Below are 13,951 nucleotides of genomic sequence, written 5' to 3' on the forward strand. Positions count from 1 at the left end.
TGCCACGACATATGGTGGAACGGACGGGAGACCCCCATGCTTTCACCCCATTTCCGCGCGCTGATGGATACCGTGCCCGATGGCGTGATCGTCATCGATGGCCAGGGCACGATTCAGTCTTTCAACCCCGCCTGCGAACGCCTGTTCGGCTGGACGGCGGCGGAGGTGGTGGGCCGTAACGTCAAGATGCTGATGCCCGCCCCCTACCAGGAAGAGCACGACCAGTATCTGGCCCGCTACCGCGCCACGGGGGAAAAGCGGATCATCGGCATCGGCCGCGAGGTCACAGGCCTGCGCCGGGACGGCACCACCTTCCCCATGGAACTGTCGGTGGGCGAGGCGCTGCAGGACGGGCCCCCCGCCTATATCGGCATCATCCGCGACATCAGCGACCGGCGGGCGGCGGAACAGGCCCTGCGCAACCGCGAGGCGCGCCTGGCTTCCATCATTGAGACCATCCCGGACGCCCTTATCGTTATCGACGGCCAGGGGCTGATCCGCTCGTTCAGCCCGGCCGCCCAGCGCCTGTTCGGCTATGCCGAGGCCGAGGTGCAGGGGCGGAACGTCAGCATGCTCATGCCCTCGCCCTACCGGGAGCAGCACGACCAGTACATCGCCCGCTATCTCGCCACAGGGGAGAAGCGGATCATCGGCGTGGGCCGCATCGTCTCCGGCCAGCGCCGCGACGGAACCGTGTTCCCCATGGAACTGGCGGTCGGTGCCGTGGACCTGGAGGGCGAGCGTCTGTTCACCGGCTTCATCCACGACCTGACGGAACACCAGGCGGTGGAGCGGCGGCTGCAGCAGCTGCAGGCGGAACTGCTGCACGTCAGCCGGGTCAGCGTCATGGGGCAGCTGGCGTCGGCCCTGGCGCATGAGCTGAACCAGCCGCTGACGGCGGTGGTCAACTACATCAAGGCGTCCCTGCGGCTGCTGGAGCGGCCGGAAGCCATCGACATGCCCCTGGCGCGGGAGGCCATGGAAAAGGCGTCGGCGCAGGCCCTGCGGGCCGGGCAGATCATCCGGCGCCTGCGCGACTTCATCGCCAAGGGCGGTACCGACCGGCGTGCGGAAAGCCTGGATGGCCTGATCGAGGAGGCGGCCGCCCTGGCCCTGGTCGGCGCGCGCGAAAGCGGTGTGCGCATGGAATTGCGCCTGCAGCGGCAGGACCTGCGCGCCGTCATCGACAAAATCCAGATCCAGCAGGTGCTGCTCAACCTCATCCGCAACGCGGTCGAGGCGATGGAGGGGCGGCCGGAACGCATCCTGTCCATCACGGCGATGCCGGATGGCGCGGGGTTCATGGAGATCGCGGTGGCCGACACCGGCCATGGGCTGGATGAGGCCGCCATGGCCCGCCTGTTCCAGCCCTTCGTTTCCGGCAAGGAACGGGGCATGGGGGTTGGGCTGTCGATCAGCCGGTCCATCGTCGAGGCCCATGGCGGGCGGCTATGGCCCGAACGTAACGAACACGGCGGCGCGACCTTCCGTTTCACGCTACCCCTGCTGCCTGAGACCGAGAGAAACCATGACGCCTGAGCCGATCATCGCCGTGCTGGATGACGATGCCGCCGTGCGGGATTCGCTGCGGCTGTTGCTGATGGCGTCGGGCTACCAGGTCGCGGTCTTTTCCTCACCCCTGGAGTTCCTGGACTCCGACGCGCCCGCGCGCTGCGCCTGCCTGGTGGTGGACGTGCGCATGCCCGGCCTGACGGGGCTGGAGGTCCAGGAACGGCTGGTCGCGGGTGGGTCCACCCTTCCGGTCATCGTCATGACCGGCCATGGCGACGTCCCCCTGGCGGTGGCGGCGATGAAGGCCGGCGCCCTGGACTTCATCGAAAAGCCGTTCGAGGAGGAGACGCTGCTCACGTCCCTCCAGGCGGCGCTGTCCCGGCCCCGTGCCGTGGCCGACGCGTCTCCCCCTTCCACCGGGACGGAGACGCCGTCGCCGGAGGCGCTGGCCTGCCTGGATGCGCTGACGCCGCGGGAATTGGACGTGTTGCAGGGGCTGGTCGATGGCAAGCCCAACAAGATTATCGCCTTCGACCTGTCCATCAGCCCGCGCACCGTTGAAATCCACCGCGCCCGGGTGATGGAAAAGATGCGCGCCAGCAGCCTGTCCCACCTGGTGCGGCTGGCGCTGGCGGCCGGTATTCGCCCGAACGCGGGTTGATCCGCGTCAAACCCGCCCGGAATACGGGGAAACCCTTATTACTCCTGTAGGCGTCGACACCTTAACCTCAATGGGTCGGCGGGGTTGGCATCACCGCCGCCGGTGTAACGCCTCTAGGAGATTTGATGTGGCCGAGATCGCGGCGGGACGGATCCATGTCGTTGATGACGACGAGTCCGTCCGCGACTCCCTAAAGTTCCTGCTGCGGCTGTACGGCTTTGAGGTCGATCTTTACGCCTCCTGCCAGGACTTCGCCGCCGATTTCGATGGCGGTCCGGGGTGCCTGCTGCTTGACCAGCATATGCCCGGCATGACGGGCGTCGAGTTCGTCGAGGGGCATCGCGCCCTGCTGCGCGACGTGCCTGTCCTGATGATGTCCGCGAACATGGAGGCGGAGACGCGCGACCGGGCCCTTCGGGCGGGGGTGGCCGGCTTCCTGGACAAGCCCGTCGATACCGGCCGGCTGCTGGATGAATTGCGGCGGCTGCTGGGCGGCCCTGCCTGACGGACCCTGGTTTTGCGTCCATAGGGGCTTTGCGCCCATAAGGGGTTTTACGCCCATAAGGGGTTTTACGTAGGTAGAAGACCGAACTCATCAGGTGGAACGCTGGGCGCTAGGGTTCTCTCACGGAACGACGACGGGCTGGTTCAGGCCCGACATGAACGGGAGCCCCCAGATGACGCCATCGCTCGCCACCGCCCCGACCGCCCCCCGCCAGCCCAGCCCGGCCGTCTTCACCGTCCTGCCGGCGCCGTCCGCCAGCCGGGCCGCATCGGCCGGCCCATTCGCCCCCTGGGCGGACGAGGCTTCCGCCTACAGCCGGGACCAGGTGATCTTCTCGGAAGGCGATACGGCCAGCAGCGTGCGCATCATCACCTCCGGCATGGTCCGCATCCTGCGTATGATGGCCGACGGCCGGCGGCAGATCGTGGGCTTCCTGCAGCCCGGCGACATGCTGGGGCTGGCCCCAGGCGGCACCTATCTCTATTCCGCCGAGGCCGTCACGCCCGTGACCCTGCGGCGCCTGTCCCGCACGCAGTTCGACACGCTGCTGGACCGGGATCCGGAATTGCGCCTGCGCCTGCTGGCGGCCACCGCCACCGAACTGCAGGTGGCACAGGAGCAGATGTTGCTGTTGGGGCGCAAGACCGCGCCGGAGCGGCTGGCCAGCTTCCTGTTGCGCCAGGCCCGGCGGGTGACGCCCGAGCCTCAGGACCATTGCCGCATCCCGCTGCCCATGACCCGCACCGACATCGCGGATTTCCTGGGGCTGACCATGGAAACGGTCTCTCGCGCCTTCACCAAGCTCAAGACCACCCACCTCATCCGGCTGTTGCCCGATCAGATGGTGGAACTGGTGGATATCGAGGCCTTGGTCGACTTGTCCGAAGGCGGCGGCCAGTCCGGCCTCGTTCAATAGCCGAGACGCCGATCCACCAGGTTGATCAGCGGCTGGCCGGCGGCCAGCCGCTTCAGCCCGCCCACCACCTGTTCCACCGCCGTGCGCGCCTGGGTGATGGCGGCGACGTGGGGGGTGACGGTCACCTTGGGGTGGGTCCAGAAGGGATGGTCAGTCGGCAACGGTTCCGTACGGAACACGTCCAGGGTGGCACCCGCCAGGTGGCCGCTGTCCAGCGCCGCCAGCAGATCTTCCTCCACCAGATGGCGCCCCCGGGCCGCGTTGATGACCACGGCACCCCGGGGCAGCTGGGCGAACAGGCCCGCGTCCAGGATGTTCTCCGTGTCCGGCGTCAGGGGCAACAGGCAGACCAGGATGTCCGTGCGCGCCAGGAAGGGCGCCAAGCCCCCGGCCCCATGATAGGTCGCGATGCCGTCCAGGTGCTTGGCTGAGCGGCTCCAGCCGGCCACGTCGAAGCGCAGGGCCCTCAGGGCCTGCGCCGCGTCGCTGCCCAGGGCGCCTAGGCCCAGGATGCCCACCCTGCGTTCCCGCGCCAGGTGCTGGTGGGTCAGCTGCTTCCACTGCGCCGCCCGCTGCTGCGCCTCGAACAGGGGGGCGTCGCGATGCCAGCGCAGCACATGCAGGCAGACATATTCGGTCATGCCCTCGGTCAGGCCCGGCTCCACCATGCGCACCAGCGGCAGGTCGGGCAGGGTGGGGTCGGCCAGCAGGGCATCGACCCCGGCGCCCAGCGAGAAGATGGCCTTCAGCTTGGGCAGGCTGGCCAGCAGGCCCGCCGGCGGCTTCCAGACCAGGGCGTAGTCGATCTCCGCCGGGTCGCCCATGCCCTCCGGCCATACCCGCACGTCCAGCTCAGGCAATTGGGCGTTCAGCTCGTTCACCCAGTCGGCGGCGTGGTCGTGGGCGGAGACGAACAGCAGGGCCATCAAAAGACTCCTTAATCCTGCCCGTCGTCGCGCTGGCTGCTTTCGGAGCGGAAGGGGTGGGCAGGATAGACGCCCAGGATCTTCAGTTCGCGGGCGAAGAAGTCCAGTTCCTCCAGCGCCAGGCGCAGGGACCGGTCCTCGGGGTGGCCTTCCACGTCGGCGTAGAACTGGGTGGAGGTGAAGCGGCCGCCCACCATGTAGCTTTCCAGCTTGGTCATGTTGACGCCGTTGGTGGCGAAGCCGCCCATGGCCTTGTACAGGGCCGCCGGCACGCTGCGCACGCGGAAGACGAAGCTGGTGATGACGGGGCCTGCCCCGCGCGTCGCCGGCTTGGGCTCCCGCGACAGGATCAGGAAACGGGTGGTGTTGTGCTCCGCATCCTCGATGCCGCGCGCCAGCACCTCCAGCCCGTAAATCTGGGCCGCCAGTTCCGAGGCAATGGCGCCCTGGGTCAGGTCGCCCCACTTGGCCACGTCGGCGGCGGCACCGGCCGTGTCGGCGTGGGTGACAGGCGCCATGCCATGGGTGCGCAGGTATCCTCGGCATTGCGACAGCGCCTGGATGTGGGAATGAACCTGCTTCAGGCCCTCGATCGTGGCCCCTTTAGGCGCCACCAGGCAATGGACCACCCGCTGGAAATGCTCCCCGATGATGTGCAGGCCGCCCTGGGGCAGCAGGTGGTGCATGTCGGCCACGCGGCCGGCCACCGAATTCTCGATGGGGATCATGGCCAGGCGGGCGCGGCCCTCCGTCACGGCGGCGAAGGCGTCCTCGAATGAATGGCAGGGCAGGGGGACCATGTCCGGAAACACCTGCCGGCACGCCATGTCGGAATTGGCGCCCGGCGCCCCCTGGTAGGCGATGCTGTTCTCGGCGGCGTCGGACATATTCTTTTCCCCCTCAAGCGCCGGGCGGCCACGTGCGTAGCCTTGGCTTCCTTGCTTTCCAGTCCGCTTCGCTTCCCGGAAAGCTCCGGCGGCCCTTTCCCGTATATCGGGGTCGCAGCCTACAACGGCATGACCCATGGCTCATGCCGCTTGTTTTACGGGGCCGTCATGCTGCCGATCAGGGCCCGCGCCCGTTCCAGATCCTCCGGCGTGTCCACGCCCAGGGGCACCGCGTCCACCACCGCCACGTCGATGCGCATGCCGTTGGCCAACGCCCGCAGCTGCTCCAGCTTCTCCCGCTGCTCCAGGGCGGCGGGGGGCAAGGCGACGAAGCGGGCCAGGGCCTCGCGGCGATAGGCGTAAAGGCCGATGTGATGATAGTGCGGGCCGGCACCCCAGGGGGTGGTGGTGCGGGTGAAGTACAGGGCGCGGCCCACGCGGGCGCCCGGCGCCAGCTCGATCACCGCCTTGACCACGTTGGGATTGTGCCGCTCCTCCTCCACCGTGATCTCCACCGCCAGGGTGGCGATGTCCACTTGCCCATTGGCCAGCGGGCCGAAGGCGGCGCGCACCGTGGCCGGCTCCACCGTCGGCAAGTCGCCCTGGACGTTGACCACGGCGTCGTGCCGCCCCTCCGGGTCCACCAGGCGCAGCGCCTCGTAAATGCGGTCGGAGCCGGAGGGGTGGTCGGGGTCGGTCAGCACCGCCTGGCCGCCGGCGTCGCGCACCGCCTCCACGATTTCCTTTTCCGCCGCCGCCACCAGCACCGGGCCGATGTCGGCCTCCGCCGCGCGCCGCCACACCTGCACGATCATAGGGGCGCCGCCGATGTCGGCCAGCGGCTTGTTCGGCAGCCGGGTGGAAGCCATCCGCGCCGGAATGATCACGATGGGGGCTTTGGGCGCGCCCAGGGGAGAGGCGGTGGGGCTTGAAGACATCGGGCTTCGGCCTACGATTTGATTTGGCTCATGGCTGGGGCAGGCGTGCGACATTTACCTCCCATGGTCAAGCCGGTTTGCAGGCAGGGCGCCGAACTATCTTGCCCTGGTTGAACAGGCCGCTTATCGTCGCCCGGAATTTGGGAGAATGATGGCCGGACCATAACGGCCCCGGGCATCGACAAGCGTCACCACCTGGCGTTAACCTGGACGCGCAGGAACCATAACCAGCACGCGAACGGCAAACAGCGTGGGACATGAGGGCTTGATCTGATGGCGGGTAGCTTCTTCAACAAGATTTCCATGGCCATTCTGTTGGGCGCGCTGATCGCCCTGTTGGCGGGGTTCATCGCCAAGAAGGCCGTGCACCCGACGATGTTGACCGAGAACGTGTACAAGATCGAAGGCGTGGAGGCGGCCCCGGCCGCGGGTGGCGAACCGGCGGCGCCGGCCAAGCCGGACCCGGTCAGCCCGCTGCTGGCCGCTGCCAGCGCCGATAACGGCGCCAAGCTGACCAAGGTCTGCCAGGCCTGCCACACCTTCGACAAAGGCGGCCCGGCCAAGGTGGGCCCCAACCTGTGGGGCATCATCGGCAACAAGCAGGGCCATATGGAGGGCTTCGCCTACTCCGACGCCATCAAGAAGCTGGGTGGCACCTGGGATTACGAAAAGCTGAACGAGTTCCTGGCCAGCCCCAAGACCTACGCCCCGGGCACCAAGATGACCTTCGCCGGCTTCAAGTCCGTCAAGGACCGCGCCGACGTCATCGCCTACTTGCGGGCCCAGGCCGACAGCCCGGCCCCGCTGCCGTGACAAGCGGGTGCGCTTAAGGAATAGCCGGCCGCCTTGGGTTTGAGGCGGCGGTCTCTCCGGTATAAAAGCAGGGGCGGTCCCGGCCGGGGCCGCCCCTCTTTGCATGTCCCGCAGCCCAGGAAGAACCCATGACGACGCCCGTTCCAGAAGAGTTCATCGCCCTGGTCCATCGCATGGCCGAGTCGGCGGGCGCCGTCATCCGCCGCTATTTCCGGGCGGATGTGGAAATCGACGCTAAGTCCAACCTGACGCCGGTCACCATCGCCGACCGCCAGGCGGAAGAGGCGCTGCGCGCCCTGCTGGCGGCCGAGCGCCCCGACGACGGCATCCTGGGCGAGGAGCTGGGTACCCACGGCCTGGACCGCGAATACGTCTGGGTGCTGGACCCCATCGACGGCACCAAGAGCTTCATGACCGGCCGGCCCATCTTCGGCACCCTGATCGGCCTGCTGCGCCACGGCCGCCCGGTGCTGGGCGTCATCGACCAGCCCATCCTGGGCGAACGCTGGATCGGCGGTGTCGGCCACCCCACCCGCTTCAACGGCACGCCCGTTCGCACCCGCGCCTGCGCCACCCTGGCGGAGGCGACGGTAACCACCACCAGCCCGGACATGTTCAAGGGCGTGGAGGCGGAACGCTTCGCCCAGCTCAAGGCCGCGTCGCGCTACGTCGTCTACGGCAGCGACTGCTACGGCTACGCCCAGGTGGCCAACGGCTGGCTGGACATCTCGGTGGAGCGCGACCTGGCGCCCTGGGACTGGGCGGCCCTGGTGCCGGTGGTCGAGGGCGCCGGTGGCCGCATGACCGACTGGCAGGGCCGCGACCTGGTGCTGGGGGCGGTGGGTGAGGTGGTGGCGTCCGGCGACGCCCGCGCGCATGCCCAGGCGCTGGCCATCATGGGCGGCTGACACTTTTTGGGTTAGCATCCCACCCGTCAATCGCGATGGTGGTGTGCCCATGAAGGTGTGGTGTCCGGCCGTGCTGCTGGTTTCTCTGTCCCTTGCTGCCGTGTCAGCGCTGGCGGCTGATGCCTGCGTGCCTGACCGGGCCGCGCTGCTGGCCTTGGACGAGCAGGCGTTCGACCAGGATCTCACCGGGGGATGGCGCCCCATCGCGGAGAAGCCGGGCTGTCTGATGGCGGCGGCCGACCTGCTGCGCGATTACCGGGCCGCCCATCCGCAGGAGCCGGCACGTATCCTGTACTGGCACGAGGGACAGGTGCGGGCCCTCGCCGGCGACACCGCCGCCCTCACGTTGATGGAACAGTCTCACGATTCGCGCGACACATCCCGGGCCCAGGCATGGAATGCGTACGTCGACGCGACCTTGGCCTTCCTGCGCCACGACCGGCCAGCGTTGCAGGCGGCGCGGGATCGCCTGAGCCATGTTCCACGGCCGCCACTGGAATCGGACACCACAGGCGATTCCATGATGATGCTGAGCTGGCCCATGAACATGGGAATCGTCGATGGCCTGTTGGCCTGCTTTGGCAAGCCCTATGCCGACGCTTATGGGGGTTCTTGCACCACGCCTTAAGGTGCTGTGATCACCAGGGTTTCGAAGGCGACCTCCAGCGACTCCACGGCCACCTCGTTGCCTTCGGACTTCAGGTCCGCGCCGGTGATCTTGGTGGGGAAGGCGTTGTTCAGGGTCCAGCCCATCGCCACTGCGCCGGCCTCGTCCCGCAGGTTGATCACCACTGTCTGGTGGGTGGTCGCGTTCAGCTTGATCTGGTTGAACCAGTCCCACAGGGCGCCGCCGTTGGTGACGGCGCCCTTACGCAGGGTCACGTTCCCGAGCGGGCCTGATGCCGGGGTGGGCTGGGCACCGGTATCCAGTCCCGCCGCTTCCTGGAACGTGGCGGCGACGCCGTTGCCCAGCTGGACCGAGAAATAGAACTTGGGCAGCGGCCAGGTGCTGGTCTGCGTTTCCCCCGACATGGTTTCCTCCCCCGATTTGGTCGATAGCCTAAACCTCGCCCTCCAGCCAATCCTCGATCAGGCGGCGGGCGATGCTGTCGGCCGGGGGCAGGCGCAAGGATCCGTCCAGGGGGCCGCGGCGCAGGCTGGCCTCGCGCACCTCCTCCCGGGTGAACCAGCGCGCGTCCTCCAGCTCCTCCAAATCCACCTTCAGCTCCGTGGTCACGGCGCGGGCGTGGAAGCCCAGCATGAGGGAGGAGGGGAAGGGCCAGGGCTGGGAGGACTGGTAGCGCACGTCCGTCACCTGGATGCCGGCCTCCTCCATCACCTCGCGCGCCACCGCTTCCTCCAGGCTTTCGCCCGGTTCCACGAAGCCGGCCAGGGTGGAATACATGCCTTGGCCGAATCGGGCCTGCCGGCCCATGACGCAGCGGTCGCCATCGTGCACCAGCATGATCACGGCCGGGTCGGTGCGGGGGAAGTGCAGCGTCTTGCAGTCGGGGTTGGTGCAGCGGCGGACATGCCCGCCCTCGATCACCTCTGTCACCGTGCCGCAGACGCCGCAGAAGCGGTGACGCTGATGCCAGCCCAGCAGACCGCGCACATAGGCCAGCAGGCTGGCCGTGGACCGGTCCACCTGATGAGCCAAGGTGCGCAGCTCCGTCGGTGTGCCCAGGCCCAGCAGGTCCGGATGGCCTTCCTCCAGCCCCGACAAGTCGACGGCGAAGTGGGCGACGTCCCCCTCCACGCCCAGGAAGGCGGGGGCCAGGGTCGCGGCCTCGCGCCACCACGGGCTGGCTGGGTCCAGATAGACGGGCTGAACCGACGCTTCCTCTGGCGTCCCTTGCGGCGGTGATGCCACCAGGAACAGGCCGCGCCAGACGGCCAGGAAACGGCTTTCGGGGGCCGCCAGGCGCTGGGCCAGCCAGTCGGCCTGCTTGCGGGCGATGGTGGCGCGGTCCAGGCCGGCGCCGGTGTAGAAGTTTTTCTGGGACCGGTTCGTCATGATCACCATTCGTCTCATGATGGGGCCGGAGCGGGCAAGGCCACCCCTCGTCATGCGGCGCATCGGAAGGGGCGGGTCGGCCCTGCCGCCTTTTCACTTGCTATGGGGCGGGTCGATGCCGATATATGGCGGCGGGAGGTTGGCGGCGGACGTGTCCCTCGCCAACCCGGTCAGGTCCGGAAGGAAGCAGCCGTAACGAGTTTCGGCGCGGGTCGCATGTCCAGCCTCCCACCTCATAAAATGAGAAGCCCCTAGGCGGGCACCCGGCGCTAGCCGCCGGCGCGCCCTGTCCCTGCCAGCGCCGGAAGGGTTGAGCGATCCCGTGACCGATCAAAGCCCGCTTTCCTCCGCTTCCGACACCGCCGCCGGTAATGCCGTTTACCGGGTTCTGGCCCGCAAGTACCGCCCCCGCAATTTCGATGAGCTGATCGGTCAGGACGCGCTGGTGCGCACCCTGCGCAATGCCATCCAGTCGGGGCGCATCCACCAAGCCTACATGCTGACCGGCGTGCGCGGCGTGGGCAAGACCACCACCGCCCGCATCATCGCCCGGGCCCTGAACTGCATCGGCCCGGATGGCCAGGGCGGCCCCACCGTCAGCCCCTGCGGCGTGTGTGAGCAGTGCGTGTCCATCTCACAGGACCGCAACGTCGATGTCATCGAGATGGACGCGGCCAGCAACACCTCGGTCGACAACATCCGCGAGATCATCGAGGGCGTGCGCTACGCCCCCGCTGGTGCCCGCTACAAGGTCTACGTCATCGACGAGGTCCACATGCTGTCGCGCAGCGCGTTCAACGCGCTGCTGAAGACGCTGGAGGAGCCGCCGCCCCATGTGAAGTTCGTCTTTGCCACCACCGAGATCCGCAAGGTGCCGGTGACGGTGCTGTCGCGCTGCCAGCGCTTCGACCTGCGCCGGGTGGACCAGGGTACGCTGCAGGCCCATTTCGGTCGTATCGCGGCGCAGGAGTCGGTGCCGGTGGAGGCGGAGGCGCTGAGCCTCATCGCCCGCGCCGCCGATGGCTCGGTGCGTGATGGCCTGTCGCTGCTGGATCAGGCCATAGCGCTGGGCGGCGGCACGGTCACCGGCCTGCAGGTCCGCGACATGCTGGGCCTGGCTGACCGCACCCTGGTGGTGGATCTGTTCGAGTCGACCCTGTCGGGCAGGCCGGCCGACGCGCTGGCCGTGCTGGACGATCTGCACAAGCGCGGCGCCGACCCGGTGGTCATCGCCCAGGACCTGTTGGACTTCACCCATTTCCTCACCCGCGCCCGCGTGGTTCCCGGCACGGCCCAGGACCAGGGCATCCCGGAGATGGAGCGGGTGCGCGGCGGCGACCTGGCGGCCAAGCTGGGCATGCCGGCCCTGGCCCGTGCTTGGCAGATCCTGCTGAAGGGCCTGGGCGAGGTGCAGCAGGCGCCGGTACCCATGCAGGCCCTGGAAATGGTGCTGATCCGCCTGGCCTACGCCGCCGACCTGCCCAGCCCGGGTGATTTGGTGCGCAAGGTGATGGAGGGCGGTGTGCCCACCACGGGCGGGAATGGCGGCGGCGCGCCGATGGGCGGCGGCTCCATGGGCGGCGGCGGCGGCGGCGCCACGGCGCGCGGTATGGCCATGGCCGGCGGCGGCGGCCCGAATGGCGCCCCCATGGCCGTCCTGCGCGGCGGCTTGGCCGGTGCGGTGAAGGCGGCTCCCGTGGTCGCTCCCACCCCTGTGATGGAGCCCGTTCCGGATCTACCCCCGGCCGATCCCAAATCCTTCCGCGAGGTGGCGGAGCTGTTCGGCGCCCGGCGCGAGGGCATGCTACAGGGTAACCTCCTGAGCATGGTCCACCTGGTGAAGTTCGAGCCGGGGCTGATCGAGCTGCGGCCCACCGCCATGGCCGTGCCCAACCTGGCCGGCCGCGTGGGCCAGCTGTTGACGGAATGGACCGGCCGGCGCTGGATCGTCACCGTCTCCAGCGCGCCCGGCGAACCCACGCTCAGCGACCAGGACCGCGCGGCGGAGAACCGCACCCGCGAACAGGCCGCGGCCAACCCCTTGGTGCAGGCCCTGATGGCCGCGTTCCCCGGCGCCAGGATGGCGGTGGTGCGCGACCTGGACCAGCTGGCCGCGGCGGCCGCCAAGGCCGCCGCTGAAGAGGCCGCCCTCACCCCCGCCTTCCCTTCTTACGAGGATGGCGGTATGGATGCCCCCGACAACCCGTATTTCGACGCCCCGCCCGACATGAGCGACGGCGACTGGGAAGGAGATTTTTAGGCCATGAAGAACATCGGCCAGATGATGAAGCAGGCCCAGCAGATGCAGGCCAAGATGCAGGAAATGCAGGGCAAGCTGGGCGAGATCGAGGCCGACGGCCAGTCCGGCGCCGGCATGGTCCGCGTCGTGGTCAACGGCAAGGGCGAGCTGAAGAAGGTAAAGCTCGACAAGTCCGTCGTCGACCCCGAGGACATCGAGGTGCTGGAGGACCTGCTGGTCGCCGCCTTCAACGACGCCAAGGGCAAGGTCGAGGCGCACATCGCCGAAGAGACCAACAAGCTCATGGGCGGCCTGAAGCTGCCGCCGGGCATGAAGCTGCCGTTCTGATCGGCGCCGCCCTTCAGGGTGTGGTTTTGAACGCCGGGCCTGGCGACGGGCCCGGCGTCTTCATTTTCCCGCTGGAACAAAGCCGGGCTGGAACAAAGCCGGCACAGCCCCTATCTTGGGGCCATGATCGGCCCTGAAATCGACCGCCTGATACAGCTGTTATCGCGCCTGCCGGGCCTGGGCCCGCGCTCGGCCCGCCGCGCCGCCTTGCACCTGATCAAGAAGCGCGACCAGTTGATGGACCCGCTGGCCGAGGCGCTGGCCGCCGCCGCTGCCCGCATCCGCACCTGCCCCGTCTGCGGCAACCTGGACACGGTCGACCCCTGCGGCGTCTGCCGCGACACCTCCCGCGACCGCGCTATCCTGTGCGTGGTGGAGGAGGTGGGCGACCTTTGGGCGCTGGAGCGCACGGGCGCCTATCGCGGCCTCTACCACGTGCTGGGCGGCACCCTGTCGGCGCTGGACGGCATCGGTCCCGACGACCTGGCCGTGCCCGGCCTGCTGGCCCGCGTGGCCCAGGGCACGGACGGCACGCCCGTGCGCGAGGTCATCCTGGCGCTGAACGCCACCGCCGGCGGCCAGACCACCGCCCACTACCTGACCGACCGCCTCTCCGGCCTGAACGTCGCCATCAGCCGCCTGGCCCACGGCGTGCCCGTGGGCGGCGAGCTGGACTACCTGGACGACGGCACGCTGACCGCGGCGTTACGGGCGCGGCGGACGCTGGGGTGAGGGGGTGCGGACGGCGGCCGCCTGGTGTGCGCGGGCTTTCCCAACGTCGCTGAGACGGAAGCGGAAACTCGCTTTCGCCCATGAGGTTTCAGGCAGTCCATTTACGAGAGCTGGTTTGCAGCGCCACTGGCCGGATTGGGCAGCCGCCAGTACGGCATCGTCCAATTCAGGATGTGTGCTGCTCCGCGGGATCTCGGCGGAGGTGACAACACCCTTCGCATCACAGAGCGCGATGAAGTTAACCCGGCCCTGGTTCTTCAGTCTCACCGCCTCCAAGGGATAAACCGGAGGGAAGCGGCGGAAAGACGGGACATCGAGTGCGGCACCCTGGGGGATGGCGGCAAAGCCGAAGTAGAACGATTCATCATGCGCGAAAGGAAAGTCGGATATTATTGACGACCATGCCGGCCTGAAGACCCTCTCCGGTGGTTCAGCCAACGATGACATTTGAGTTAACGGCCAACAAGCTACCGCAACCAGGATGCCGCTAATGACCGCCTGGCTTCCGCTAGTCCGCATGAAGTCCCCCTTCTCATCCCCAAGAGATAA

General features: G+C 68.4%; 16 protein-coding genes and 1 other RNA gene. 11 read left to right on the forward strand and 6 right to left on the reverse strand.

The features are described 5' to 3' along the window. Positions 1-36 precede the first annotated feature (36 nt). From P5F91_RS09135 to P5F91_RS09150, 4 genes are all read left to right on the forward strand, one after another. The gene (locus P5F91_RS09135; RefSeq protein WP_277907050.1) at positions 37-1,539 is read left to right on the forward strand and encodes a PAS domain-containing sensor histidine kinase; all 1,503 of its coding nucleotides are present in this window, start codon (positions 37-39) and stop codon (positions 1,537-1,539) included. Then, on the forward strand, positions 1,529-2,173 hold the full coding sequence (locus P5F91_RS09140; protein WP_186454726.1) for a response regulator transcription factor: 645 nt from the start codon (positions 1,529-1,531) through the stop codon (positions 2,171-2,173). Before P5F91_RS09135 ends, P5F91_RS09140 begins: the two co-directional genes overlap by 11 nt. A gap of 127 nt (positions 2,174-2,300) precedes the next feature. Next, on the forward strand, positions 2,301-2,678 hold the full coding sequence (locus tag P5F91_RS09145) for a response regulator transcription factor (protein WP_246134370.1): 378 nt from the start codon (positions 2,301-2,303) through the stop codon (positions 2,676-2,678). A gap of 172 nt (positions 2,679-2,850) precedes the next feature. Beyond that, positions 2,851-3,594, forward strand: coding sequence for a cyclic nucleotide-binding domain-containing protein (locus P5F91_RS09150; RefSeq protein WP_186454725.1), 744 nt, complete (start codon positions 2,851-2,853; stop codon positions 3,592-3,594). Here the strand turns inward: P5F91_RS09150 and P5F91_RS09155 are convergent. The 3 genes from P5F91_RS09155 to P5F91_RS09165 all read right to left on the reverse strand — a co-directional run bounded on the left by P5F91_RS09155 (position 3,588) and on the right by P5F91_RS09165 (position 6,345). Continuing rightward, positions 3,588-4,520, reverse strand: a complete 933-nt coding sequence (locus tag P5F91_RS09155) for a 2-hydroxyacid dehydrogenase (protein WP_277907051.1) — start codon at positions 4,518-4,520, stop codon at positions 3,588-3,590. The genes P5F91_RS09150 and P5F91_RS09155 overlap by 7 nt on opposite strands. Positions 4,521-4,531: 11 nt before the next feature. After that, positions 4,532-5,407: a prephenate dehydratase gene (locus P5F91_RS09160; RefSeq protein ID WP_277907052.1), complete on the reverse strand. Its 876-nt coding sequence runs from the start codon at positions 5,405-5,407 to the stop codon at positions 4,532-4,534. Between the two features lie 155 nt (positions 5,408-5,562). Then, positions 5,563-6,345 carry a 3-deoxy-manno-octulosonate cytidylyltransferase gene (locus tag P5F91_RS09165; protein WP_277907053.1) on the reverse strand — a complete coding sequence of 261 codons (783 nt, stop codon included), beginning with the start codon at positions 6,343-6,345 and terminating at the stop codon, positions 5,563-5,565. 273 nt (positions 6,346-6,618) lie between these two features. Here P5F91_RS09165 and P5F91_RS09170 point away from each other — a divergent pair, with 273 nt between their 5' ends. From P5F91_RS09170 to P5F91_RS09180, 3 genes are all read left to right on the forward strand, one after another. Next, positions 6,619-7,158: a c-type cytochrome gene (locus P5F91_RS09170; protein ID WP_145610572.1), complete on the forward strand. Its 540-nt coding sequence runs from the start codon at positions 6,619-6,621 to the stop codon at positions 7,156-7,158. 128 nt (positions 7,159-7,286) lie between these two features. Next, the gene (hisN, locus tag P5F91_RS09175; RefSeq protein WP_277907054.1) at positions 7,287-8,066 is read left to right on the forward strand and encodes a histidinol-phosphatase; all 780 of its coding nucleotides are present in this window, start codon (positions 7,287-7,289) and stop codon (positions 8,064-8,066) included. Positions 8,067-8,115: 49 nt separating this feature from the next. After that, positions 8,116-8,694, forward strand: a complete 579-nt coding sequence (locus P5F91_RS09180; protein WP_277907055.1) for a hypothetical protein — start codon at positions 8,116-8,118, stop codon at positions 8,692-8,694. Here P5F91_RS09180 and P5F91_RS09185 read toward each other — a convergent pair. After that, the gene (locus P5F91_RS09185; protein WP_277907056.1) at positions 8,691-9,098 is read right to left on the reverse strand and encodes a phage tail protein; all 408 of its coding nucleotides are present in this window, start codon (positions 9,096-9,098) and stop codon (positions 8,691-8,693) included. The genes P5F91_RS09180 and P5F91_RS09185 overlap by 4 nt on opposite strands. Positions 9,099-9,126: 28 nt before the next feature. Then, entirely contained in the window at positions 9,127-10,083 is a 957-nt protein-coding gene (gene nudC / locus P5F91_RS09190) for an NAD(+) diphosphatase (RefSeq protein WP_338424071.1), read from the reverse strand. Between the two features lie 134 nt (positions 10,084-10,217). On the opposite strand from nudC, the gene ffs reads away from it, so the two are divergent. From ffs to recR, 4 genes are all read left to right on the forward strand, one after another. After that, an RNA gene (gene ffs, locus P5F91_RS09195) (signal recognition particle sRNA small type) lies at positions 10,218-10,315 on the forward strand. Between the two features lie 90 nt (positions 10,316-10,405). After that, positions 10,406-12,343: a DNA polymerase III subunit gamma/tau gene (locus P5F91_RS09200; protein ID WP_277907057.1), complete on the forward strand. Its 1,938-nt coding sequence runs from the start codon at positions 10,406-10,408 to the stop codon at positions 12,341-12,343. Positions 12,344-12,346: 3 nt separating this feature from the next. Then, a complete protein-coding gene (locus tag P5F91_RS09205; RefSeq protein ID WP_088870677.1) occupies positions 12,347-12,670 on the forward strand; it encodes a YbaB/EbfC family nucleoid-associated protein in 324 nt (107 codons plus the stop codon). 123 nt (positions 12,671-12,793) lie between these two features. Next, the gene (gene recR, locus P5F91_RS09210) at positions 12,794-13,402 is read left to right on the forward strand and encodes a recombination mediator RecR (protein WP_277907059.1); all 609 of its coding nucleotides are present in this window, start codon (positions 12,794-12,796) and stop codon (positions 13,400-13,402) included. Here recR and P5F91_RS29870 read toward each other — a convergent pair. Beyond that, complete coding sequence (locus P5F91_RS29870; RefSeq protein WP_422394474.1) at positions 13,376-13,921, reverse strand: energy transducer TonB; 546 nt, start codon at positions 13,919-13,921, stop codon at positions 13,376-13,378. The genes recR and P5F91_RS29870 overlap by 27 nt on opposite strands. Between the last annotated feature and the right edge of the window lie 30 nt (positions 13,922-13,951).

Origin of the sequence: Nitrospirillum amazonense, from assembly GCF_029594735.1 — a bacterium.
GTDB lineage: Bacteria > Pseudomonadota > Alphaproteobacteria > Azospirillales > Azospirillaceae > Nitrospirillum > Nitrospirillum amazonense.

Bases quoted from the DNA above. Each gene is read 5' to 3' on its own strand.
- P5F91_RS09135 (WP_277907050.1), top strand. From the start codon at position 37: ATGCTTTCACCCCATTTCCGCGCGCTGATGGATACCGTGCCCGATGGC.
- nudC (WP_338424071.1), bottom strand. From the start codon at position 10,083: ATGACGAACCGGTCCCAGAAAAACTTCTACACCGGCGCCGGCCTGGAC.
- P5F91_RS09140 (WP_186454726.1), top strand. From the start codon at position 1,529: ATGACGCCTGAGCCGATCATCGCCGTGCTGGATGACGATGCCGCCGTG.
- P5F91_RS09155 (WP_277907051.1), bottom strand. From the start codon at position 4,520: ATGGCCCTGCTGTTCGTCTCCGCCCACGACCACGCCGCCGACTGGGTG.
- P5F91_RS29870 (WP_422394474.1), bottom strand. From the start codon at position 13,921: ATGCGGACTAGCGGAAGCCAGGCGGTCATTAGCGGCATCCTGGTTGCG.
- P5F91_RS09205 (WP_088870677.1), top strand. From the start codon at position 12,347: ATGAAGAACATCGGCCAGATGATGAAGCAGGCCCAGCAGATGCAGGCC.
- hisN (WP_277907054.1), top strand. From the start codon at position 7,287: ATGACGACGCCCGTTCCAGAAGAGTTCATCGCCCTGGTCCATCGCATG.
- P5F91_RS09185 (WP_277907056.1), bottom strand. From the start codon at position 9,098: ATGTCGGGGGAAACGCAGACCAGCACCTGGCCGCTGCCCAAGTTCTAT.
- P5F91_RS09150 (WP_186454725.1), top strand. From the start codon at position 2,851: ATGACGCCATCGCTCGCCACCGCCCCGACCGCCCCCCGCCAGCCCAGC.
- P5F91_RS09160 (WP_277907052.1), bottom strand. From the start codon at position 5,407: ATGTCCGACGCCGCCGAGAACAGCATCGCCTACCAGGGGGCGCCGGGC.
- P5F91_RS09170 (WP_145610572.1), top strand. From the start codon at position 6,619: ATGGCGGGTAGCTTCTTCAACAAGATTTCCATGGCCATTCTGTTGGGC.
- P5F91_RS09165 (WP_277907053.1), bottom strand. From the start codon at position 6,345: ATGTCTTCAAGCCCCACCGCCTCTCCCCTGGGCGCGCCCAAAGCCCCC.
- recR (WP_277907059.1), top strand. From the start codon at position 12,794: ATGATCGGCCCTGAAATCGACCGCCTGATACAGCTGTTATCGCGCCTG.
- P5F91_RS09180 (WP_277907055.1), top strand. From the start codon at position 8,116: ATGAAGGTGTGGTGTCCGGCCGTGCTGCTGGTTTCTCTGTCCCTTGCT.